At 73.2% G+C, this 21894-nt stretch carries 18 protein-coding genes and 1 riboswitch; of the genes, 11 read left to right on the forward strand and 7 right to left on the reverse strand.

What is annotated here, in order from left to right; all coding sequences use genetic code 11:
* Positions 1 to 186: 186 nt before the first annotated feature.
* The 3 genes from ACFYTE_RS39595 to ACFYTE_RS39605 all read right to left on the reverse strand — a co-directional run bounded on the left by ACFYTE_RS39595 (position 187) and on the right by ACFYTE_RS39605 (position 4886).
* Positions 187 to 1968, reverse strand: coding sequence for an ABC transporter ATP-binding protein (locus tag ACFYTE_RS39595; protein WP_388721667.1), 1782 nt, complete (start codon positions 1966 to 1968; stop codon positions 187 to 189).
* Entirely contained in the window at positions 1965 to 3803 is a 1839-nt protein-coding gene (locus tag ACFYTE_RS39600) for an ABC transporter transmembrane domain-containing protein (protein ID WP_388721669.1), read from the reverse strand. Before ACFYTE_RS39600 ends, ACFYTE_RS39595 begins: the two co-directional genes overlap by 4 nt.
* A gap of 633 nt (positions 3804 to 4436) precedes the next feature.
* Positions 4437 to 4886 carry a MarR family winged helix-turn-helix transcriptional regulator gene (locus tag ACFYTE_RS39605; RefSeq protein ID WP_388721671.1) on the reverse strand — a complete coding sequence of 150 codons (450 nt, stop codon included), beginning with the start codon at positions 4884 to 4886 and terminating at the stop codon, positions 4437 to 4439.
* 117 nt (positions 4887 to 5003) lie between these two features.
* Here ACFYTE_RS39605 and ACFYTE_RS39610 point away from each other — a divergent pair, with 117 nt between their 5' ends.
* Both ACFYTE_RS39610 and mltG read left to right on the forward strand, forming a co-directional pair.
* Positions 5004 to 6806 carry an ABC transporter ATP-binding protein gene (locus tag ACFYTE_RS39610; RefSeq protein ID WP_388721673.1) on the forward strand — a complete coding sequence of 601 codons (1803 nt, stop codon included), beginning with the start codon at positions 5004 to 5006 and terminating at the stop codon, positions 6804 to 6806.
* Positions 6807 to 6849: 43 nt separating this feature from the next.
* Positions 6850 to 7722 (forward strand): endolytic transglycosylase MltG, encoded by an 873-nt coding sequence (gene mltG / locus ACFYTE_RS39615; RefSeq protein WP_388721675.1) that lies wholly within the window; start codon positions 6850 to 6852, stop codon positions 7720 to 7722.
* Positions 7723 to 7746: 24 nt separating this feature from the next.
* Here mltG and ACFYTE_RS39620 read toward each other — a convergent pair whose 3' ends face one another.
* Entirely contained in the window at positions 7747 to 8841 is a 1095-nt protein-coding gene (locus ACFYTE_RS39620) for an NAD(P)-binding domain-containing protein (protein ID WP_388721677.1), read from the reverse strand.
* A gap of 461 nt (positions 8842 to 9302) precedes the next feature.
* On the opposite strand from ACFYTE_RS39620, the gene ACFYTE_RS39625 reads away from it, so the two are divergent.
* Positions 9303 to 9728 (forward strand): secondary thiamine-phosphate synthase enzyme YjbQ, encoded by a 426-nt coding sequence (locus ACFYTE_RS39625; protein WP_388721679.1) that lies wholly within the window; start codon positions 9303 to 9305, stop codon positions 9726 to 9728.
* 49 nt (positions 9729 to 9777) lie between these two features.
* Here ACFYTE_RS39625 and nhaA read toward each other — a convergent pair whose 3' ends face one another.
* The gene (gene nhaA, locus ACFYTE_RS39630) at positions 9778 to 11649 is read right to left on the reverse strand and encodes a Na+/H+ antiporter NhaA (protein ID WP_388721680.1); all 1872 of its coding nucleotides are present in this window, start codon (positions 11647 to 11649) and stop codon (positions 9778 to 9780) included.
* A 488-nt stretch (positions 11650 to 12137) separates the two neighbouring features.
* On the opposite strand from nhaA, the gene ACFYTE_RS39635 reads away from it, so the two are divergent.
* From ACFYTE_RS39635 to ACFYTE_RS39665, 7 genes are all read left to right on the forward strand, one after another.
* Positions 12138 to 12512, forward strand: coding sequence for a hypothetical protein (locus tag ACFYTE_RS39635; RefSeq protein WP_388721682.1), 375 nt, complete (start codon positions 12138 to 12140; stop codon positions 12510 to 12512).
* Positions 12509 to 12787 carry a hypothetical protein gene (locus ACFYTE_RS39640; protein WP_388721684.1) on the forward strand — a complete coding sequence of 93 codons (279 nt, stop codon included), beginning with the start codon at positions 12509 to 12511 and terminating at the stop codon, positions 12785 to 12787. Before ACFYTE_RS39635 ends, ACFYTE_RS39640 begins: the two co-directional genes overlap by 4 nt.
* A 175-nt stretch (positions 12788 to 12962) precedes the next feature.
* Positions 12963 to 13177: riboswitch (cobalamin riboswitch) on the forward strand.
* A 60-nt stretch (positions 13178 to 13237) separates the two neighbouring features.
* Entirely contained in the window at positions 13238 to 14275 is a 1038-nt protein-coding gene (locus ACFYTE_RS39645; RefSeq protein ID WP_388721698.1) for an ABC transporter substrate-binding protein, read from the forward strand.
* Positions 14272 to 15285 carry a FecCD family ABC transporter permease gene (locus ACFYTE_RS39650; protein WP_388721686.1) on the forward strand — a complete coding sequence of 338 codons (1014 nt, stop codon included), beginning with the start codon at positions 14272 to 14274 and terminating at the stop codon, positions 15283 to 15285. The genes ACFYTE_RS39645 and ACFYTE_RS39650 overlap by 4 nt, the downstream gene beginning before the upstream one ends.
* Entirely contained in the window at positions 15282 to 16106 is an 825-nt protein-coding gene (locus tag ACFYTE_RS39655; protein WP_388721688.1) for an ABC transporter ATP-binding protein, read from the forward strand. Before ACFYTE_RS39650 ends, ACFYTE_RS39655 begins: the two co-directional genes overlap by 4 nt.
* A 119-nt stretch (positions 16107 to 16225) precedes the next feature.
* Positions 16226 to 16987, forward strand: a complete 762-nt coding sequence (locus ACFYTE_RS39660; protein WP_388721690.1) for a hypothetical protein — start codon at positions 16226 to 16228, stop codon at positions 16985 to 16987.
* Positions 16988 to 17159: 172 nt separating this feature from the next.
* Positions 17160 to 17774: a sigma-70 family RNA polymerase sigma factor gene (locus ACFYTE_RS39665; RefSeq protein ID WP_388721692.1), complete on the forward strand. Its 615-nt coding sequence runs from the start codon at positions 17160 to 17162 to the stop codon at positions 17772 to 17774.
* Positions 17775 to 17894: 120 nt separating this feature from the next.
* On the opposite strand, the gene ACFYTE_RS39670 is transcribed toward ACFYTE_RS39665, so the two are convergent.
* The gene (locus ACFYTE_RS39670; RefSeq protein ID WP_388721694.1) at positions 17895 to 18404 is read right to left on the reverse strand and encodes a GreA/GreB family elongation factor; all 510 of its coding nucleotides are present in this window, start codon (positions 18402 to 18404) and stop codon (positions 17895 to 17897) included.
* 366 nt (positions 18405 to 18770) lie between these two features.
* Here ACFYTE_RS39670 and ACFYTE_RS39675 point away from each other — a divergent pair, with 366 nt between their 5' ends.
* The gene (locus ACFYTE_RS39675; RefSeq protein ID WP_388721700.1) at positions 18771 to 20072 is read left to right on the forward strand and encodes an IS4 family transposase; all 1302 of its coding nucleotides are present in this window, start codon (positions 18771 to 18773) and stop codon (positions 20070 to 20072) included.
* A gap of 191 nt (positions 20073 to 20263) precedes the next feature.
* Here the strand turns inward: ACFYTE_RS39675 and ACFYTE_RS39680 are convergent, their stop codons facing one another.
* Positions 20264 to 21472, reverse strand: a complete 1209-nt coding sequence (locus ACFYTE_RS39680; protein ID WP_388721696.1) for a beta-1,3-glucanase family protein — start codon at positions 21470 to 21472, stop codon at positions 20264 to 20266.
* Between the last annotated feature and the right edge of the window lie 422 nt (positions 21473 to 21894).

The following is a 21894-nucleotide window of genomic DNA, read 5'->3' on the forward strand; positions in this document are numbered from 1 at the left end:
GCCCCGGTACCGCTCGCCCCACCGCCCGAGCACAAGCACCGCTCAGCCAGGCCAGTGGTCACGGTGCTCGGCTCGGCCGGGCCGTCGGTCGCGGTGCCCCGCGCATCCGAGCCGTCGGTGTCACCGGTGTCACCGGTGTCACTCACGCCGCGTACATGTCACCCACTGCCAGTCCTGCCGTACGTGTCACCCGTGCCAGGACCGCCACAGCGCCGCGTACGCCCCGTCGGCGGCGACCAGTTCGTCGTGGCTGCCCATCTCGCTGATGCGGCCGTTCTCCACGACGGCGATGACGTCGGCGTCATGGGCGGTGTGCAGTCGGTGGGCGATGGCGACCACCGTGCGGCCGTCCAGGACGCGGGCCAGGGAACGTTCGAGGTGGCGGGCCGCACGTGGGTCGAGGAGCGAGGTCGCCTCGTCCAGGACCAGGGTGTGCGGATCGGCCAGCACCAGCCGGGCCAGGGCGATCTGCTGGGCCTGGGCCGGGGTGAGCGCCAGCCCGCCCGAGCCGACCTCGGCGTCCAGCCCGTCGTCCAGGGCCTGGGCCCAGCCGTCCGCGTCGACCGCGCCCAGCGCCGCCCACAGCTGCGCGTCCTCGGCGTCGGCGCGGGCGAGCAGCAGGTTGTCGCGCAGCGTGCCCACGAAGACGTGGTGCTCCTGGTTGACGAGGGCGACGTGCGAGCGGACCTGCTCGGCGGTCATCCGGGACAGCTCGGCACCACCCAGGGTGATCCGGCCGTCGCGGGGCGCGTAGATGCCGGCGAGCAACCTGCCCAGCGTGGACTTGCCCGCGCCCGACGGGCCGACCAAGGCCAGCCGGGTGCCCGGCGCGACCGAGAGGGACACCTTGCGCAGGACGTCGACGCCCTCGCGGTAGCCGAAGTGCACGCGGTCCGCGTGCACGTTCCGCCCGTCGGGGGCGAGCGCGGCGTCCCCGGCGTCCGGCTCGATGTCCCGCACCCCGACCAGCCGCGCCAGGGACACCTGGGCGACCTGCACCTCGTCGTACCAGCGCAGGATCAGATTGACCGGGTCGACGAGCATCTGCGCGATGAGCGCGCCCGTCGTCAGCTGGCCCACGCCGATCCAGCCCTTCAGGACGAAGACACCGCCCGCCATCAGGACCGAGCCGAGGACCACCACATGGGTGAGGCTGACGACCGGGAAGAGCACCGAGCGCAGCCACAGGGTGTAGCGCTCCCAGGCCGTCCACTCCTTGATCCGGCGTTCCGACAGGGCGATGCGCCGGTCGCCGAGGCGATGGGCCTCGACGGTGCGGCCGGCGTCCACGGTCTCGGCGAGCGCGGCGGCCACGGCGGCATAACCGGCGGCCTCCGAACGGTAGCCGGACGGGGCACGCTTGAAGTACCAGCGGCAGCCGATCACCAGCAGCGGCACGGCGAGCAGCACGGCCGCGGCCAGCGGCGGCGCCGTGACGATCAGGCCGCCGAGCAGCAGCACCACCCACACGACACCGATCGTCAGCTGTGGCACGGCCTCGCGCATGGCGTTGGACAGCCGGTCGATGTCCGTGGTGATTCGGGACAGCAGGTCGCCCGTGCCGGCGCGTTCCAGGACGCCCGGCGGCAGCCCGACCGACCGGACGAGGAAGTCCTCGCGCAGGTCGGCCAGCATCCGCTCGCCGAGAATCGCGCCGCGCAGCCGCACCTCGCGCACGAACACGGCCTGTACGGCGAGCGCGAGCACGAACAGCCCGGCGGTCAGGCCCAGATGCAGCTCCCGGGCCTCGTCGGAGAGCCGTTCCACAAGTCCGCCGAGGAGGTAGGGGCCCGCCATGGAGGAGACCACGGCCATCGTGTTGACGGCCATGAGGACGAGGAAGGCACGGCGGTGCCGCCGGAACAACTCGGCCACGTAGGCGCGCACGGTCGTGGTGGCACCGATGGGCAGGGTGGTGGCCGTCGTCGGGGCCGCCGGGTCGTACGCCGGTGGCGCAACGCCGATCATGCGCTCTCCTCGATCTGTTCCAGCGGGTCGTGCGGACCGGCCTCGTCGTCCAGCGGGCGGCGCAGGGCGGCCCGCTCGTGCCGGGGGCCGTGTACGGCCGTCCCGTCCTCGGGCTCGCGGGTCACGACGGCCCGGTACCGGGGCTCGGTGCGCACCAGTTCGCGGTGCACGCCGACCGCCACCACCTCGTCGGTGTGCACCAGCGCGACCCGGTCCGCTCGGTCGAGGAGGAGCGGTGACGAGGTGAACACCACCGTCGTGCGCCCCGTCCGCAGCTCACGCACGCCCTGTGCGATCCGCGCCTCGGTGTGCGAGTCGACGGCGGAGGTCGGCTCGTCCAGCACGAGCACCTCGGGGTCGGTGATCAGCGAACGGGCCAGGGCGAGCCGCTGGCGCTGGCCGCCCGACAGCGACCGTCCGCGTTCCGTGATCCGGGCGTCCATGGGATCCGCGGCGTCCAGGGACCCCTTGACGAGGGCTTCCAGCACGTCCCCGCACTGCGCCGCCGCGAGCGCCGCCTCGGCGCGGACACCGGCGGAGGCCGGCACGTCGAGAAGGCCGCGGAGCGTGCCGGACAGCAGGACCGGGTCCTTGTCCTGGACGAGGACGGCGGTGCGGGCGGTGTCGAGGGGGAGTTCGTCGAGCGGTACGCCGCCGAGCAGCACCGACGGGCCCGGCTCGGCCGGATGGCCGCCCAGCCGTTCGGCGAGCCGCCCCGCCGCGTCCGGGTCCCCGCACACCACGGCGGTGAGCCGGCCCGCGGGTGCGCGCAGACCGGTGGCCGGGTCGTACAGATCACCGCTCGGTACGTCGGCCGCGCGTGAGCCGCCGGCGTCCGTGGTCCGCTCCAGGGACAGTACGCGGGCCGCGCGCTGGGCCGAGGGGCGCGAGAAGGAGTACGCCATGGCGATCTCCTCGAAGTGCCGCAGCGGATAGGTGAGGACCATCACCGCGCTGTAGACGGTGACCAGTTCGCCGACCTCGATCCGTCCCTGCCGGGCGAGATGGATGCCGTGCCAGACGACCGCGATCAGCAGCAGGCCGGGCAGCAGCACCTGGATCGCCGAGATCAGGGCCCACATCCGGGCGCTGCGCACGGCGGCGTGCCGCACCTCCTGGGAGGCGCGGCGGTAGCGGTCGAGGAACAGCCCCTCGCCGCCGATGCCGCGCAGCACGCGCAGTCCGGCGACGGTGTCGGAGGCCAGCTCCGTGGCCCGGCCCGCCTTGGTGCGCTGGACGTCGGCGCGCCGGGTCGCCCGGGGCAGCAGCGGCAGCACCGCGAGGGCCAGCACGGGCAGGCCGACCGCCACGACGACGCCGAGAGCCGGCTGGTAGACGAGCAGGCCCACGCAGACCACGACGACGGTCAGGGCGGCGGCGGTGAAGCGGGAGACGGCCTCGACGAACCAGCCGATCTTCTCGACGTCGCCGGTCGAGACGGCCACCACCTCACCGGCCGCGACCCGCCGGGTCAGCCCCGAACCGAGCTGCGCGGCCTTGCGGGCCAGCAGTTGCTGGACGCGGGCGGCGGCGGTGATCCAGTTGGTGACGGCCGCGCGGTGCAGGAAGGTGTCGCCGACCGCGATGCCGATGCCGCAGATCAGCATCAGTACGCCGGTCAGGGCGAGTCGGCTGCCCGAGCGGTCCACGACGGCCTGGGCGGCGAGCCCGACACAGAACGGCAGCGAGGAGACGGACACGAAATGCAGCAGGCCCCAGCCCAGCGACTTGAGTTGGCCGCCCAGTTGGTTGCGCCCCAGCCACCACAGGAATCGAGGACCTGAACGGGCGTCCGGCACGCCCGGGTCGGGATACGGAAGGTCTTGAATCTGCATGACGTCCCAGTGGCTCGTGTCAGGGAGGAAACGGAGAGGAAGCGGACAGGGGTGACGGCGAGGAGGCGGTAGCAAACCGTGCAAGGTTCGCGTCGGAAGGTGGTGAAAATCAATGGGTTTTCCAGGGCGGTGCCCGCACGCTCTCCGGCCGCGTCCGCCCGCACGCCCCGGTCCGGGCCGACGTCCCGGCCGAGTTCGGCTCCGACTGGCACGACCCGGTGACCGCCGCGCCGCCCCGCGGATGCGGTGACCGCTGGAGCGAGGTACGCCACCGGATCCGGCGGCGGCTGCGAGGAGTACTGGTACCTGACCGTGGCTGACCGGCTGCGTACTCGGCGGGGCCGCGGGCCTTCGACGTGAAGCCGGTCGAGTACGACCTGACCCCCTTCGCCGGGCTGCTCAGCGACGGGCGAGCGCTACCGGTTGTACGGCTCGCACGGCTGCTACGACCGTTCACTGGCGAGTGTCCAGGGAGTGCTCGCCGAGGACGTCGACCGCTGCTGAGCGGGCCCTGCGCCCCCGTGCTGCGGCACCCCACGCCGGCCGCAGTGCTGCGGCACCTCACGCCGGCCGCAGTGCCGGGGCGCCCGCTCCGGTGTTCCGTGTCCGGGGTCCGCTCAGGTCCCGGGGCGCTCAGCAGCGTTCGTCGACCGCCCCGTCGATCAGGGTGTCCAGCAGTCCACCGAGCAGTTCGCGCTGCTCGGCGGAGAGCGGGGCGAGGATCTCCGCAGCCGCCGCCCGGCGCGCGTCGCGCAGCTCGGCGAGCGTCGCGCGCCCGTCGTCGGTCAGCTCGATCCGGGTCACCCGGCGGTTCGTCGGATCCGGCATCCGGCGCACCTTTCCGCTCCCCTCCAGCCCGTCGACCAGGGTGGTCACCGCGCGCGGCACCACCTCCAGGCGGGCGGCGAGGTCGGCCATGCGTGGCGGCGAGCCGTAGTGCGCCAGGGTGCGCAGCAGCCGGGACTGAGCGGGGGTGACACCCAGGTCCCGGCGCTCCAGATGACGCTTCTGGATGCGGTGGACCCGGCGGGTGAGGCGCAGCAGCTGCTCGGCGAGCAGGCCCTCGGGGTCGGGGGTGGTCATGGCGGGAACAATATCAGGACGGCATTCATTGTGAGTGAAGGTAACAATGAGCTATGATCCTCCAGTCGTCGTCGGCCGGTCTGCGTGCCGACGCCCGTTTCACCTCCGTAGGAGCCCATGCATCCCGAACACAACCCCACCTGGACGCCGACCGCCGGTGCGCAGGCACAGCCCCGGCAGGTGCGCCGCATCCTGGCCCTCTTCCGCCCCTACCGCGGGCGGCTCGCGATCGTCGGCGTGCTGGTCGGCGCCTCGTCGCTGGTGTCCGTCGCCACGCCGTTCCTGCTCAAGGAGACCCTGGACGTCGCCATCCCGCAGGGCCGCACCGGTCTGCTGAGCCTGCTTGCGCTCGGCATGATCTTCAGCGCCGTCCTCAACAGCGTCTTCGGCGTGCTGCAGACCCTGATCTCGACGACCGTCGGCCAGCGCGTCATGCACGACCTGCGCACCGCCGTCTACGGCCGCCTCCAGCGCATGTCGCTCGCCTTCTTCACCCGCACCCGCACCGGCGAGGTGCAGTCCCGCATCGCCAACGACATCGGCGGCATGCAGGCCACCGTCACCTCGACCGCGACCTCCCTGGTCTCCAACCTGACCGGCGTGGTCGCCACGATCGTCGCGATGATCGCCCTCGACTGGCGGCTGACCGTCGTCTCCCTGGTCCTGTTGCCGGTGTTCGTGTGGATCGGCCGCCGTGTCGGCAACGAACGCAAGCGGATCACCACCCAGCGTCAGAAGCAGATGGCCGCCATGGCCGCCACCGTCACCGAGTCCCTGTCCGTGAGTGGCATCCTGCTGGGCCGCACGATGGGCCGCGCCGACTCGCTCACGCGGTCCTTCGCCGATGAGTCCGAGCAACTGGTCGACCTGGAGGTCCGGTCCAACATGGCCGGCCGCTGGCGCATGGCCGTGATCACCATCGTCATGGCCGCGATGCCGGCCGTCATCTACTGGGCCGCGGGGATGACGCTCCAACTGGGCGGCCCCCAGGCGTCCATCGGCACCATCGTCGCCTTCGTCTCGCTCCAGCAGGGCCTGTTCCGCCCGGCCGTGAGCCTGCTGGCGACCGGTGTGCAGATCCAGACCTCGCTCGCCCTCTTCCAGCGCATCTTCGAGTACCTCGACCTGCCGATCGACATCACCGAGCGCGACGAGCCCGTCCATCTGGACCGGGTCAAGGGCGAGGTCCGGTTCGAGGACGTCGAGTTCCGGTACGACGCCGAGGGCGCCCCCGTGCTGGCCGGCATCGACATCACCGTCCCCGCGGGCGGCAGCCTGGCGATCGTCGGCCCGACCGGCGCGGGCAAGTCCACGCTCGGCTACCTGGTGCCGCGGTTGTACGACGTCACCGGGGGCCGGGTCACCCTGGACGGCATCGACGTGCGCGACCTCGACTTCGACACCCTCGCCCGGACGGTCGGCGTCGTCTCGCAGGAGACGTACCTCTTCCACGCCTCGGTCGCCGACAACCTCCGCTTCGCCAAGCCGGACGCCACCGACGAGGAACTGCACGCCGCGGCGAAGGCGGCCCAGATCCACGACCACATCGCGGCGCTGCCCGACGGCTACGACACGATCGTCGGCGAGCGCGGCCACCGCTTCTCCGGCGGGGAGAAGCAGCGGCTGGCCATCGCCCGGACCATCCTGCGCGATCCACCGGTCCTGATCCTCGACGAGGCGACCAGCGCCCTGGACACCCGCACCGAGCACGCCGTTCAGGAGGCCATCGACGCCCTGTCCGCCAACCGGACGACGCTCACCATCGCGCACCGCCTCTCCACCGTCCGCGGGGCCGACCAGATCGTGGTCCTCGATACCGGACGGGTGGCCGAACGGGGCACGCACGAGCAGCTGTTGGGGCTGGGCGGGCGGTACGCGGCCCTGGTCCGCCGGGACGCGCAACTGGAACCGACAAGCTGAAGATATGCCAGGTTTGCGGAGGTGTGCGGGTTAACGTGCCCGCATGCAGATGAACACTCCGCCACGGAGCACGATGCGACTCACGCGCCGGGGCAAGCTCGTCCTCCTTGTGACCGGCGTCGTCGTGGCCGGCACCGCCGTGGCGGTGCCGCTGCTGACCCTGGGCGAGGAGCCGCGGGCCGGCAGCCTGGTCATCCCGGAGGGCTGGCGCGCGAGCCAGGTCTACGAAGCCGTCGACAAGGCGCTCGCCCTGCCCGCGGGCAGCACCGCGAAGTCCATCGACAAGGCCGGTCTCAAACTGCCCCATGACGCCGACGGCAACCCGGAGGGCTATCTCTTCCCGGCGACGTACCGCGTCGACAAGGACAGCACGCCCCAGACGCTGCTGCAACGAATGATCGACACCGCGAACGACAAGTTCGACGTCGCCCCCGTGGCGGCCGGCGCCCAGCGCAACGCGATGAACGTCTACCAGGCGATCACCATCGCGAGCATCGTGCAGGCCGAGGCCGCCTCCAGGACCGACATGGGGAAGGTCGCCCGGGTCGTCCTCAACCGGCTGCAGCGCGGCATGCCGTTGCAGATGGACTCCACCCTCAACTACGCGCTGCGCCGGCACTCCGTCCGCACCAGCCTGGACGACACCCGGGTCGACAGCCCCTACAACTCCTACCAGCGCATGGGCCTGCCGCCGACGCCGATCGACAACCCGGGCGAGGACGCGATGCGCGCCACGCTCAACCCGACACCGGGTGACTGGCTGTACTTCGTCACGGTCAAGCCGGGTGACACCCGCTTCACCGACGACTACGCGGAGCACCAGCGCAACGTTGCGGAGTTCAACGCGCTCCACCAGAAGAGGAGCGAGACGCCGCACAGTCCGAGCGCGACGGCATCGCGGTCCGGGGCCACGTAGTCCCCGGGGCGAGCCGACGCGACGTCACGCGGCGAGGGGCTGCGCGTCAAGCAGCCGTCTGATGTCCCGCACGGCGGCGCGCCCCGCCCGGTTGGCGCCGATGGTGCTCGCCGACGGGCCGTAGCCGACCAGGTGGATCCGCGGATCGGCGACCACACGGGTCCCCTCGACCCGGATCCCGCCGCCCGGCGCGCGCAGCCGCAGCGGCGTCAGATGGTCGAGGGCGGCCCGGAACCCGGTCGCCCACAGGATCACGTCGGCCTCGACGTGCCGCCCTCCGCCGAGCCCGGGGGACCCCAGCCACTGGACCCCGTCCGGGGTGATCCGGTCGAACATCGGCTGCCGGTCCAGGACGCCGTCCCGCAGCCCCTGCCGGATGGCGTCGTTGAGGGGCAGGCCGGTGACCGAGACCACGCTCCGGGGCGGCAGTCCCTGCCGCACCCGCTCCTCGACCAGGGCCACCGCGGCCCGGCCCGCACCCTCGTCGAACGGACCTTCCCGGAAGACCGGCGGACGCCGGGTGACCCAGGTGGTGGCCGCCGCGTACGGCGCGATCTCCAGGAGGTGCTGAGTGCCGGACGCGCCGCCGCCCACCACGACCACCCGCTGCCCGGCGAACTCCTCGGGCCCCGCGTACTGCGCGGTGTGCAACTGCCGTCCGCGGAAAGTGTCCTGTCCCGGGTAGCGCGGCCAGAACGGCCGGTCCCAGGTGCCGGTGGCGTTGATCAGGGCCCGCGTGGACCAGGTGCCGTCCGAGGTCTCCACGAGCAGTCGCCCGTCCGGACCCTCTCGCACCGCGCGGACGTCCACCGGCCGCCGCACCCGCAGGTCGAAGGCCCGCTCGTAGGCGTCGAAGTAGCCGCCGATGATCTCGGCCGACGGCCGTGCCGGATCGGCGTCGGTCAGCTCCATGCCCGGCAGCGAGTGCATCCCGTGCACCTTGCCGTACGTCAGCGACGGCCAGCGGAACTGCCAGGCGCCGCCCGGCGCGGGGGAGTGGTCGAGGACCACGAAGTCGCGGTCCGGCTCGAAGCCGGTGCGCCGCAGGTGATAGGCGCTGGACAGGCCGGCCTGCCCAGCGCCCGTGACGACAACCTCGACCTCGCGCTCGTTGTTCACGTTCCTGCCAACGGCACCGTGGCCGGGGATCTTCCCGCGCGCCGGTCAGCCGCCGCCCGCCACCGGGATCGACGCCCCCGCTGGTACCCGCGCCCGCGGCGAACACGGGCGGGCTGTTGCCGACGCCACCGGTGTCGACGACCTCGGCGTTGACGGCCTTCGGCAACGACAGGCCGGACCAGGGCGAGGGACGGGGCGATGGGCAGGAGCTGCGCGGCGGGGACGGGGCGACGTCGCATGGGGCCCGTTCGGGTCCGGGGGAGCGCGGCGGCCGCAGGGGGGATCCGGGCCGGAGCGGCGGGGGTGCAGCCGGCTTCGGGGCGGGTCCGGGCTGCCGAGCGGAAGTCAGTCGGCTTCGGTGGCGGTACTGACGCCGGGCCGCTCCAGCAGGCGGGCGCGCGGAGGTCAGTTTGGCGGTCGGGCGACGGCCTGAACCCGGCCGCATGCGCGAGGATGGTGGCATGTCAGATGCCTTCACCACGCGCGTGCTGAACGTCGCCACCGGCTCCCGGGAGCGGATCGTCGACCTCACCGGCGACTGCGAGGCCTTCCTGCAGGAGACGGCGGCCGGCCGCGACGGCCTCCTCAACATCTTCGTACCGCATGCCACCGCGGGGATCGCCGTCATCGAGACCGGCGCAGGCAGCGACGACGACCTGCTGGCCGCCCTGCACACCCTGCTGCCCGCGGACGACCGCTGGCAGCACCGGCACGGCAGCCCCGGCCACGGCCGCGACCACGTCCTCCCCGCGATCGTCCCCCCGCACACGACCCTGCCGGTGCTGCGCGGCCGACTGGAACTCGGAACGTGGCAGTCCGTGTGCCTGGTGGACACCAACCGCGACAACCCGAACCGTCAGGTCCGGCTGAGCTTTCTGGGTGGGTGATCCGGGGCGGACGGCGCCGGTGCCGGGCGTCGGGGCTAGGCGGGCGGGGCTAGGGGGGCGGGTCTGACAGGGATGCACGGTCCCGGGCCGTGCGTACCGCCCGTGACAGCGAGGCGACGTCGTACGCGCCGTGGTGCCGCCGGCCGTTGACGAAGAACGTCGGCGTGCCGGAGACCCCGCTCAGATCGGCCGACTCCACGTCCTCGGCCACCCGTTCCGCGCCGGCCCGCGCCCGCAGGTCGCGGCGGAACGCCGCCATGTCGAGCCCGGTCCGCTCGGCGTGCTCAAGGAGATCCTTCACCCGCAGGCTCCCCTGGTGACTGATCAGGACGTCGTGCAGCTCCCAGTAGCGGCCCTGCAACGCGGCCGCCTCCACGGCCTCCGCGGCGAGCTGCGCGTCGGGGTGGACGTCCGTCAGGGGCAGATGCCGCCAGACGTAGCGCAGGTCGTCGCCGAACTCGGCCAGCAACGCGCGCACCACCGGCTCCGCCCGTCCGCAGTACGGGCATTCGTAGTCGCCGTACTCGACCAGGGTCACCGGAGCGTCGAGCGGACCGCGCACATGGTCGCGCGCCGTGTCGACGGGATCGCTCAGATCGACGAGCGGCTGCGCCTCGCCCAGCAGGGCCCGGGTCCGCCGGCGCGCGGGCAGCAGGGCGATGCTCCGCGTCAGGACCCAGGAGATCAGGCAGGACAGCACGACGGCCGCCAGAATGCCGGCCTTCGCCTGTTCCAGCCGCTGACCGTGGAAGGCGAGCGTGGCGATCAGCAGCGCCACCGTGAAGCCCACCCCGGCGAGGCTGCCGCCCACGGCGACCGCGCCCCAGCCCACCGCCGGCCGCAGCCGGCCCCGGCTCACCCGGGCCGCCACCCACGTGGCGCCCAGGATGCCCGCCGGCTTGCCCAGGACGTAGCCGCACACGATGCCCAGCGTGACGGGCGAGGCGAACGCCGCCGCGATCCGGTCGGCGCTGATCGTCAGACCCGCGTTGGCCAGCGCGAACAGCGGCACGATGACATGGCTCGTCCACGGGTGGACCATCCGCTGCAGCCGCTCGTTGGGCGAGAGGGCAAAGGCCAGACCGCGGCGCAGGGTGCGTTCCAGCTCCGGCGTCGGCTGCTCCCGAAAGCCCCGGAACAGCCGGGTGACCCGCTCCAGGGCGTGCCGCTCGGCCGGATGGGCGTACGTCAGCAGCCCCAGGACCAGGCCGCTCACCACCGGGTCCACCCCCGACCGCAGCAGCGCGCCCCACAGGGCCACCCCCAGGACCGCGTCCACCCCGGTGATCCGGACACCGGCCAGGCGCAGCGCGAGAAGCAGGGCGAGGATGCCGAGCGCGATACCCAGCGCGGGGAGCCGGACCGTGCCGCTGTAGGCGAGGGCGATGACGACCAGCGCCACGAGGTCGTCGGTGACCGCGACGGTGAGCAGGAAGACGCGCAGGCCGCCCGGCAGCCGGGGACCGAGCACGGCGAGCATGCCGAGGGCGAAGGCCGTGTCGGTGGACATGGCGGCGCCCCAGCCGTGCGCCGAGTCCAGTCCGGCGTTGAAGCCGAGGTAGATCACGACCGGGACGAGCATGCCGCTGACCCCGGCGACCACCGAGAGCACGAGGCGGCGCCGCTCGCGCAGTTCCCCGACGTCGACCTCGCGGCGGGCCTCCAGTCCCACGACGAAGAAGAACAGCGTCATCAGACCGCTGTTCACCCACTCGCGCAGCTCAAGCGAGACACCGGCCGAACCGATCGTCAGCGACATGTGCGTCCGCCACCACGCCGCGTAGCCGCCGGGGGAGACGTTGGCCCAGACGAGGGCCGCGATCACCGCGCCGAGCAGCACGGCGGCACTGCCGGTCTCGGTCCGCAGGAAGGCGCGCAGGGGGCTGCGCGGACCCGCGCCGCACGCGGTCTGTCCGGTCATGGACACGGTCCCGGACGGTGCGGCGGGACCGGTCGGCTCTGGCGGCACGTCGTGCACCCGCATCCCGATCAGTCGACGAGGACCCCGGCCGGGTCGATGGGCGAGGAACCGGCCGGGCGGGGGCGGCCGTCCTCCAGGACGGGCACGCGGCACCGGCGGGCCTGGACGGAGCCGGATGCCGTCGCGTGCGTGCCAGTTTAGTGAGGGGCCGCCGCGGGGCCGGCAATCGACGGCGGCCTTCTCCCCGCGGGCGGGCAGAATTTGCGTCGCTGTGCAAGTATGGAGGGGTGCCGGAAGCCCGGAGGACCGGGTGCCCGTCGACCGAGGAGGAGGTGAGCGACATGGATCGCAGCAGCAGTAGTCCGGGCCGCGCAAGGCCCCGCACCCCCATGTCCCCCCGCTCCTCGGGCACCCGGTAGCCCCCCGCCTCGTACGGCGGCTGCCATGCCCTCGACCCGCCCCGCCGCGACGGGGAAGGGAAGGTATCCATGGCGAACCCGACCACCTTCGGCCGCGCCCTCCGCCTCGCCGTCGGCGTCGCCTCCTGCGCGGTGTCCGGCACCGGCTTTCCCGACGCGGGGGGAGCCCGTCGCCTCAACTCGGGCGCCACACGGCGGTGTTCGGCTGCCGCCGGTCGGCCGGGGCCGTGCACCGGCGGGGGACCGGCCCCCCGCGGGCTGCCGGTGCCGCGCGACGGCGAGGACACCGGCGCCGTGCGCGCCCGCGTCTGCCGCAGCGGTGAGCCCGCCCGCCTCCTGGAACGGCTCGTCGCCCGGCTCCTCCCGGAGCCCGGCGTGCTCGACCTGTACCGGCACCCGGACCATGGCTCGTTCGGCACGGAACGGGAGGCGACGGCGGCATGAACGACCTCGACACCCAGAGCGCACGACGCTCCGTCCGCCGCGCCGCCCGACGCCTGGCGGAGGACGCACCCAAACTCGTCGTCGGCTCCGCGGACGCGTACCGGACCGGCCTCGCCACCCGCGCCGCCGACCTGCGCCGGGCCGTGCTCGCTGCCTGGCTCACCGGCGTGCCCGAACACGTCATAGCCGCCGACGGCGGCCTGTCCCCGGCCGTCGTGCACGAGTGGATCTGCGCCGGGACCCCGCCCGCGGATCCCGTCGACGGACCGGGGTGAGGCACGACGTCCCACTCGGGCCGGAGTGCCGGCGTCAGGAGGCGGCCCGGCACCCCGATGTCGGCGTGGTCGGCGTGGTCGGCGAGGACGGCCCCGGCCCGGAGGACGGCCCCGGTCCGGGGGACGGGGCCCGGTCCGGGGGACGGGGGGCCAGGTCCGGGCCGGCGGGCGATCTTGGTAGCCTGGCCGGGCCAGTCGTGCCACATCCGAGGCCAGGGAATCCGGTGTGAATCCGGAACTGACGCGCAGCGGTGAGGGGGACGGGCAGGGCACACCAAGCCACTGGGAGGGGTTCGGGCCGGCCGCGAGGCCGGCGCGGGGCCGTACCGGGAAGGCGCCCCGTCCGGACGAACCCGAGTCCGAAGACCTGCTGGCACCTCCGCGCCCCGTGCGCGGAGGACGTCCGTAGGCCAGGCTCCGCGTACGAGCCCCGACACCCGAGGCATGCCCATGCTGCGTTCCGCGTTCCGTCCCGCCCTGCTGTTGCTCACTCCGGCGCTGCTGCTGACCGCGTGCGGCGGCTCCGCCGGATCCGCCCCGGACTCCCGCCGCTCCGCCGCCGGTTACCCCCGCACGATCGACAACTGCGGCCACCCGGTCACCCTGACGTCGGCCCCCGAACAAGCCGTCTCCCTCAACCAGGGCAGCACCGAGATCCTGCTCTCCCTCGGCCTCGGGGACCGTCTCGCCGGCACCGCCACCTGGACCGACCCGGTGATGAAGGGCCTGGAGAAGGCCAACGCGTCCGTGCCCCGGCTCGCCGAGAACAACCCCTCCTTCGAGAAGGTGCTCGACGCCGAACCCGACTTCGTCACCGCGTCGTTCGTCTCGACCCTCGGCCAGGGCGGCGTCGCCACCCGCGAGCAGTTCGAGAAGCTGGGCGTGCCCACGTACGTCTCCCCGTCCGACTGCGCCGCCGGCAAGGACAACGCCGCCGGCGGCGACGGCTCCCGCAGCGCCCCGCTCACCCTCGACACCGTGTACGGCGAGATACGCGACCTGGCCCGCGCGTTCGGCGTCGACGAACGCGGAGACCGGCTCGTCGCAGGCCTGAAGGAACGGGTGCGGGCGGCCACCGCCGGCCTCGACGCCTCCGGTGTCTCGCTCATGTACTGGTTCGCCAACTCCCAGTCGCCCTACCTGGCCGGCTGCTGCGGCGCCCCCGGCGCCATCACCCGGGCCGTCGGCGCCGACAACGTGTTCTCCGACACCCACGACGAGTGGCCCCAGATCAACTGGGAGACCGTCGCCGACCGCGATCCGGACGTCATCGTCCTCGGCGACCTGACCCGCAGGTCCCAGACGGCCGAGACCGCCAAGGCCAAGATCCGCTTCCTGGAGACCGACCCCGCCACCCGCAATCTCACCGCCGTCAGGAAGAAGCGGTACATCCTGCTCAGCGGGCAGGCCATGAACCCGTCCATCCGCACGGTCGAGGGGATCGAACGGGTCGCCGCCGGACTGCGCGACCTCGGGCTCGCCAAGTGAACCTCCGCGCCTCGCTGTTGACCGCCGGCGGGCTGCTCGCGGTGACCGCTTCGGTGGCGTTCGCCGTGACCATCGGCCCCGCCGACATCTCCACGGGCGACGTCTGGGCCTGCGTCGCCGCCCATCTCGGCTTCGGCGACAGCACATTGGCGCCGCTGCGGGACGGCATCGTATGGAACCTGCGCATGCCCCGCACCCTGTTGGCCGCCCTCTGCGGCGCGGGCCTCGCGGTGTGCGGAGCGGTCATGCAGTCCCTGCTGCGCAATCCGCTCGCCGACCCGTTCGTGCTCGGGGTGTCCTCCGGGGCGTCCACCGGCGCGGTCGCCGTGGTCGTGCTCGGGATCGGCGGGGGAGCGGTGTCCCTGTCGGCGGGTGCGTTCGCCGGCGCCCTGCTGGCCTTCGGGCTCGTCCTCGTGCTCGGCCACACCCTGGGCGGCGCCCCCGACCGGGTGGTGCTCTCCGGTGTGGCGGCCATGCAACTGTTCTCCGCGCTCACCTCGTTCACCGTCCTGACGTCGGCGGACGCGGAGACCACCCGAGGCGTGCTGTTCTGGCTGCTCGGCTCGCTGACCGGCGCCGGCTGGGGCGAGGTGCTGCTGTGCGCGGTCGTGCTCACCGCCGTTCTCGTGGTCTGCCTCGGGCACGCCCGCACCCTGGACGCGTTCGCGTTCGGTGAGGACGCCGCGGCGGCGCTCGGTGTACGCGTCGCCCGCACCCGGCTGGTCCTGCTGTGCGCGACCGCGCTGCTGACCGCGACACTCGTCAGTTGCACCGGGGCGATCGGCTTCGTCGGCCTGGTGCTGCCGCACGCGGCCCGCGCGCTCACCGGTTCCGGCCACGCCCGGCTGCTGCCGGTCACGGCACTGGCCGGAGCCGTCTTCCTGGTGTGGGCGGACACGGTCGCCCGTACCGTCATCGATCCCCAGGAGGTGCCGGTGGGCGTGGTGACGTCGCTGATCGGCGTACCGGCGTTCGTGGCGGTCCTGTACCGCGGACGGAGGCGGACATGACCGGCCCGGACCCCACGGCCGACCGGAACACCCCACCCGGTCTGCGCGCGGAGCGCGTCGCGCGCCGCATCGACGGCCGGATCATCGTCGACGGCGTCACCCTCGCCCCCCGCCTTGGGCAGACGATCGGCCTGCTCGGCCCCAACGGCAGCGGCAAGTCGACCCTGTTGAGACTGCTCGCCGGAGTGTTCGCGCCCACCGCGGGAGTCGTCACCCTGGACGGCCGCCCGCTGGCCCGGGTCGGCCGGCGGGCCACCGCGCGACGCATCGCCACCGTCGAACAGCATGCGCACACCCAGACCGAGCTGACCGTCCGGGACGTCGTCGCCCTGGGCCGCATCCCGCACCGGCGGGCCTGGGCAGCGGCCGGTGCCGACGACGCGCGCGCGGTCGCCGACGCACTGGCCCGCACCGGGCTGACCGAGCGGGCCGGCCAGTTCTGGCACACCCTGTCCGGCGGCGAGCGCCAGCGCGCGCAGATCGCCCGTGCCCTCGCCCAGCAACCCCGCGAACTGCTGCTGGACGAACCCACCAACCACCTCGACATCCAGCACCAGTTGGACCTGCTGGACCTCGTCGCCGGCCTGCCGGTCACCACCGTGATCGCGCTGCACGACCTGAACCTGGCCGCGATGTACTGCGACCGGCTGCTCGTCCTGCAAGACGGCCGGGCGGTCGCGGAAGGCACCCCGTCCACGGTCCTCACGCCCGCCCTCATCGAGCGGGTCTACGGCGTCCGGGCCGAGGTCACCCAGCACCCCGGCCACCCGGTGATCCGCTTCCTGCGCCGGACGACCCGCGGTGCGGACGGGCCCGCCTGACCGGATCCGGCACCGATGGCGGTGTGCTCTGGATCACATGGGGTGAATTGAGTGTGTGACGGGGACAGGATCCGTACCCAGGAGTGACGACCGATGCCCTGACCCGAGGATGAGGCGCCATGACCGCAGGGTGGTGTTCTCGCACGGTACGGGCCGCGCTGTTCGCGGCCGTCTCCGTGCTGCTCGCCGCCCTGGGCCACGTTCTGATGTCCGGCCGCCACGTGCCCGCGTGGGCGGTGGCCGCCGGGGTCGTCGCGGCCGGTGCGGCGGGCTGGTGCCTGGCGGGCCGTGAGCGGGGGCTGCCGCTGATCGTGACGGCGGTGGTCGCCGCCCAGACGGCGCTCCACTCGGCGTTCTCCCTCGCCCAGCGGGCATCCGGGGACACGGGGGCCATGGGCGTGAACCCCGTGGGCGTGAACTCCATGGCCATCGACCCCATGGCCATCGACCCCATGGGTTCGGGCTCCATGGGCAGGGAGTCCGTGGACATGGGCTCCATGGATACGGGCGTGGCCCACATGAGTGTCGGACACATGGGCGGTGGGCACATGGGCGCCGGCCATATGGGCCTGGGCCCCATGGATCATCTGGGCCATCCAACGGCCGGCACCTCCTCGTTCGGCATGCTCGTCGCGCATCTGCTGGCCGCCGTGCTGTGCGGCCTGTGGCTGGCCCATGGCGAGCGGGCCGCCTTCCGCGTCCTGCGGGCGGTGGCCGCCAGGCTCGCCGCTCCGCTGCGCCTGCTGCTCGCCCCGCCCGGCACCCCGGACGGCCCGCGCGTCCGCGTGCGCCGCCTCCGCTGCGACCGGGCGCCGCGGCTCCTGCTTCTCGTCCATGCGATCACCACACGGGGGCCGCCCACGGGAACCGCTGTCGCCTGACGACAGCCGGTTCCCCGGGGCCGCCCCCGCGCGCCCCGGGTCCCGGCCGTACGCCCGCACGCGCCGTGGCGCCCCGGGACGCGGCCGTCTCCCCGCTCACCGGAACATGCCGGTCCGGCCCGTGCTCCCGCGCGTCCGTGACCGGATCCGGACGATCCGAGAAGGACACCAGGTGATTGTTCCTGCCCTGCCCGCCTCGCGCGACGCGAGCGCCGCCCCACCGCCCGGTGACGAGTCGATCACCGCCCGGGCGCTGGCCGCCCGCGGCGGCGATCCGTGGGCCGTCGAGGACTTCGTGCACGCCCTGCACCGGGACGTACGGCGCTTTGTCGCCCACCTGTGCGCCGATCCGCAGGCCGTCGACGACCTGGCGCAGGACACGTTCCTGCGTGCGCTCGGCAGCCTGCACCGGTTCGAGGGGCGCTCGTCGGCCCGGACCTGGCTGCTGGCCATCGCCCGGCGCGCGGTGATCGACAGCCACCGGTACGCCGCCGCCCGGCCCCGCCTCGCCGACGTACCGGACTGGCCGCTGGCCGTGGAGCGGGCGCAGCCCCGGCATCTGCCCGGTTTCGACGACGGTGTCGTCCTGCTGGATCTGCTGGCGGCGCTGCCCGACGAGCGCCGGGAGGCGTTCGTCCTCACCCAGGTGTACGGGCTGGCGTACGCGGAGGCGGCCGAGGTGAGCGACTGTCCCGTGGGCACGGTCCGCTCGCAGGTGGCCCGGGCCCGCACCACGCTCGTGGACCTGCTGACCGATGACGACGGGTCCGCAGCGGCGGCGACCTGACCCAGGCCGGCGGGCGACACCCTCCCGCAGGGCCGCCCACCGCGCACGGCTCGGGCATCCTGGCCGCCGCGCACAACCCCGGTCGTCGGGACCGGCTCCGGCCGGCGCCGTGCGCCCTCCCTACGCTCCGGGCGGCTCGTCCGCTCCTGCGGCCGTGTCGTCGGCCGGGGGCGCCTCCAGGGACAGCACGACGGCGCTGTGCCGTCCGTCCGGAGTGCTGTAGTCGACGGTGTCCCCGGCGTGGTGCCCCAGCAGGGCCCGGCCGAGCGGGCTGTCGGCGGTGACCAGCCGCTGGTCGGAGGGCGCGGCCACCTCGCCGATCCGCAGGGTCTGCGCCGTGCCGTCCGTGAACCGCACCGTGACGGTGCTGCCCACGCCCACCACACCGGGCGGGGGCGGGCCCGCGACGGCCGCGGTGCGCAACCGCTCGCCGATCCGGGAGATCCGGTCGTCGAGCCGGGCGAGATCGGTGGCCCGCTGCAACTCGTCGGCCTGGTCGGCGGTGTCCCCCGTCCCACCGTCGCTGTGCAGCGACGACGCGACCGCCGCCCGCTCGGAGCGCAGGTCGGCCAGCTCCCGCTCCAGCGCCCGACGGGCTTCGGCGCCGATCGGCTCGGGTCCACCGGTCATAACGGCATGATGCGCTCCGCGGTACCCGTCCGCCACCGGCGGTCCCCGACCCGCTCTGCGCATTGCGCTCTTGCCGGGCTCGGCGACTCGCCGTGGCACGGCACGCAGGCAGCCGGGTGCCGCGGCGTCGTGGCTCAGCGCGCAGTTCCCCGCGCCCTTTGGGGCAAGGCCATGAAGTTAGGGATCGGGTCTGTGGCTGCAAGTGGTGTCTGATCTGGGGAATGCCGGACGTGAGGAGCGGAGCCCCGGTAGAACTGGCTGGTCCGCCAAGACAAGCCGTTCACAGCACCGGAGGCTCCGCTGTCGGGTCAGTGTGTCATCAGCCGCAAGATCGCGGTAGCCGATGGTCTTTTCGCTCCGGGGCATCTGGGCGGGCTGACGCAGATCGTCCCGTTCGAGATGGTCGACGCCGCCCTGGCCGAGTGCGGGGCCGTCCAGCAGCGGTTGCGGAAACTCCCGGCCCGGGTGGTCGTCTACCTCCTCCTGGCTGCCGCTCTGTTCGAGGAGTGCGGCTATCCGGCCGTGTGGGCCAGGCTGACCTCCGCACTGCACTGCCTGCCGGTCCCGAAGGTCACCGCCACGGCACTGTGGCACGCCCGCGCCCGGCTCGGGGTGCGCCCCGTGCGGGCCCTGTTCGACCTGCTGCGCGGCCCGGCGAGCGCGATCCGCACCACCGGGGCCCGCTGGGCGGGTCTGCCGGTCGTCGCCGTCGACGGCACCTACCTCGATGTCCCCGACACTCCCGCCACCCGGGCTCACCTGGGCAAAGGCTCCAACCAGTACGCCACTTCGGGCTATCCGCAGATCTGCCTGGTCACCCTGGTCGCCTGCGGTACCCGGGCCGTGATCGACGCGGTCTTCGGCCCGCGCACCAGCGGCGAGAGCACCCACGGCAAGCGCCTGGCCCGCTCCCTGCACGAGGGCATGATCGTCCTGCTGGACCGCGGCCTGTCCTCCAACGCCTTCCTGGCCACGGTCGCGGACACCGGCGCCGCGTTCCTCGTCCGGCTGTCCGCCACCCGCAGACCACCCATCCTGCACCGCTACGAGGACGGCTCGTTCCTGTCCAGGATCGGCCGGCTGGAGGTCCGTGTCATCGAGTGCGAGATCACCATCACCACCACCGCCGGGCGCACCACCGGCGTCTACCGGCTGGCCACCACCCTGCTCGACCACCGCCGCTACCCGGCATTCGAGCTGGTCAAGCAGTATCACGAGCGGTGGGAAGTGGAGTCCGCCTTCTTCGCGATCAAGAAGTCCATGCTCGGCCGCCGGGTCCTGCGCGCCCGGACCATGTCCGGTATCGCCCAGGAGGTCTACGCGCTGCTGACCGCCTACCAGCTGATCAGGATCGCCATCGCCGACGCCACCGCGACCCTTCCCGACGCAGACCCCGACCGAGCCGGCTTCAGCATCGCCCTCCAGACCGCCCGCGACCAGGTCGTCCAAGCCGCAGACGTGATCGCCGACACCATCGTCGACCTCGTCGGAACCATCGGACGAGCCGTCCTGAACCAGCCGATGACAACACGCCGACTACGCATCAGCCCCCGCGCCGTCAAACGACCACTGTCCCGATACGCCTACCGGAGCCTGCGCGTGGACCGACGCACCTACAAAGCCACCATCAGCATCGACATCCTGTTGACAGGACCCATCAGCCCATAACTTCACGGCCTTGCCCTTTGGGGCGCCGGCACAGCCCCGTGCCATACCGCCCAGGCCGGGCGCTCGCCGTGACTGAGCACGCCGGCAGCCGTGGACGGTCGGCACGCCCGGCGGACGCCCAGGTCACAGGCGTCCGCCGGGAGCCGGGGCCGGGGCGGGGGCCGCGCACGGCCAGGGCTTTGCCGGGCGTCCTAGAACGGGGTGAGGGTCACCCGGATTCCCGTCGGCGCGGGGTCCTCGATGTACGAGGCGAAGCCGGCCACGTCGTCGAAGGCGAAGCCGTACGCCCTGCCGTCCCGGGTCGCCGCGTGCAGCGCCTTCGCGTAGTGGTTGGTGACGCCGGCCCGGTAGAACGCCGACGCGTCGGTGGTCGGTTGTGCCGCCGCCGTGACGAGCGTCGACCGGTTGAACCCGGCGCCGAGGACGGCGGCCACGGGACCGGTCGTGCCGTCGTTGGGCGCGGCGAGTGCGCCGTCGCAGAACAGCACGTCCCGGGTGGACGGCCGGTCGAAGGCGACCGGTGCGGGCCCGTCGAAGGTCAGTTTCCCGCCGCGCACCCGGCCGGTGAAGGTGCCGGCGTTCGTGCCGACCGTGAGGTCCTTGCCGGTGTACGTGCTCCACACCTCGTCGATGTACGGGTCGAAGTAGTCCGGGGCGAACAGTCCGGCGTCCAGGCCGTGACCGGGCGCGATGACGCGGGTGTCGTCCACCGCGAGCCGCGCGAACCCCTCGGTGTCGCGGACCGCGGCGAACACCGCGGCCCGGCCGCCGTCGGCCAGCGTGCCCGTCGTCCGGTCCTGCGCCCCGGTCAGCCGGATGGCCATCGGCACGCTGAACATGTCGACCATGGTCGTGTTGCAGAACATTCCGGCCGCGTTGTACGTGAACTCGCAGCAATCGTGCAGCACCGGGTAGTTGGGGTCGGATGTCACCCAGCCCGCCGGGTACTGCAGCGCCGGCGCGCCGTTGCCGTCCGTGACCGCCTTGAACCTCAGCTTCTCGCCGAGCGACACATAGATCCGGCCCGACATGTACGGCAGGGAGAGCCGGGTGTCGCCGCTCGCGGCGAGCGGGATCGCGTAGTCGGTGAAGCCGTCGGCGCCGTTGTCCGACAGGGAGACGGGGGCGAGGGTGCCGTCGGGCGTGACCCGCACCTGCTTCCCGTCCTGGTTGCCGACGACGTAGACGTGCACGGAGGCGTTGTCGAAGTCTCCGCTGTCGTTGGCGACGGTCAGCGGCAGCGCGCCCGCGGCCTTCGCAGTGCCGGTTGTGGCGGTGGCGTCCGTCCCCGCGAGGGCGTGGGGGCCGAGGGCGGCGACGGCGGGGGCAGCCACCGCCGTGCCGCCGAGGGCGAACAGGAGCCTACGGCGGGTGAGGCGGCGCTGGTGACGAGCAGTCATGTGGGGGGTCCTCCTGGTACGTGGCGGCTCGGAGCGCCGCCGACGGGCGGGCGAGAGCGCTCTCTTGAGTGCGGCCGGACCCCGATGCTACGCAGCACCACGGCACCCGCCAACCGCCGCCATTGGCCCTCAAACCCCCCTGACCTGCGGCGACTTGGGGGCTGCGGCAGGAACGGGGCGCGCTTAAGCCGCCTTTAAGACGCAGTTAATCGGCCTCATGAGGATCGCGGCAATTGCCCCCGTGAAACCGGCATCCCCGCCGCCGACCGCCGCACCAGGCGAGTTCAGCAGCCGGTTCCCGTGACCTCCGCGATGGATTCCCGGGCCTTGGCGGCGATGTTCTCGGTGGTGAAGCCGTAGGTGTGGAAGAGGGTCTTGCCGTCGGCGGAGGCTCCGAAGTGTTCGAGGGAGACGATGCGTCC

The organism is Streptomyces sp. NPDC004629, assembly GCF_042873595.1.
In the GTDB taxonomy this organism is placed as follows: Bacteria; Actinomycetota; Actinomycetes; order Streptomycetales; family Streptomycetaceae; genus Streptomyces.

Excerpts from the sequence above, each read along its gene's own strand:
- ACFYTE_RS39670 (WP_388721694.1), bottom strand. The coding sequence starts at position 18,404 with ATGACCGGTGGACCCGAGCCGATCGGCGCCGAAGCCCGTCGGGCGCTG.
- ACFYTE_RS39625 (WP_388721679.1), top strand. The coding sequence starts at position 9,303 with ATGTCAGATGCCTTCACCACGCGCGTGCTGAACGTCGCCACCGGCTCC.
- ACFYTE_RS39600 (WP_388721669.1), bottom strand. The coding sequence starts at position 3,803 with ATGCAGATTCAAGACCTTCCGTATCCCGACCCGGGCGTGCCGGACGCC.
- mltG (WP_388721675.1), top strand. The coding sequence starts at position 6,850 with ATGCAGATGAACACTCCGCCACGGAGCACGATGCGACTCACGCGCCGG.
- ACFYTE_RS39610 (WP_388721673.1), top strand. The coding sequence starts at position 5,004 with ATGCATCCCGAACACAACCCCACCTGGACGCCGACCGCCGGTGCGCAG.
- ACFYTE_RS39655 (WP_388721688.1), top strand. The coding sequence starts at position 15,282 with ATGACCGGCCCGGACCCCACGGCCGACCGGAACACCCCACCCGGTCTG.
- ACFYTE_RS39635 (WP_388721682.1), top strand. The coding sequence starts at position 12,138 with ATGGCGAACCCGACCACCTTCGGCCGCGCCCTCCGCCTCGCCGTCGGC.
- ACFYTE_RS39640 (WP_388721684.1), top strand. The coding sequence starts at position 12,509 with ATGAACGACCTCGACACCCAGAGCGCACGACGCTCCGTCCGCCGCGCC.
- ACFYTE_RS39660 (WP_388721690.1), top strand. The coding sequence starts at position 16,226 with ATGACCGCAGGGTGGTGTTCTCGCACGGTACGGGCCGCGCTGTTCGCG.
- ACFYTE_RS39595 (WP_388721667.1), bottom strand. The coding sequence starts at position 1,968 with ATGATCGGCGTTGCGCCACCGGCGTACGACCCGGCGGCCCCGACGACG.
- ACFYTE_RS39645 (WP_388721698.1), top strand. The coding sequence starts at position 13,238 with ATGCTGCGTTCCGCGTTCCGTCCCGCCCTGCTGTTGCTCACTCCGGCG.
- nhaA (WP_388721680.1), bottom strand. The coding sequence starts at position 11,649 with ATGACCGGACAGACCGCGTGCGGCGCGGGTCCGCGCAGCCCCCTGCGC.
- ACFYTE_RS39605 (WP_388721671.1), bottom strand. The coding sequence starts at position 4,886 with ATGACCACCCCCGACCCCGAGGGCCTGCTCGCCGAGCAGCTGCTGCGC.
- ACFYTE_RS39680 (WP_388721696.1), bottom strand. The coding sequence starts at position 21,472 with ATGACTGCTCGTCACCAGCGCCGCCTCACCCGCCGTAGGCTCCTGTTC.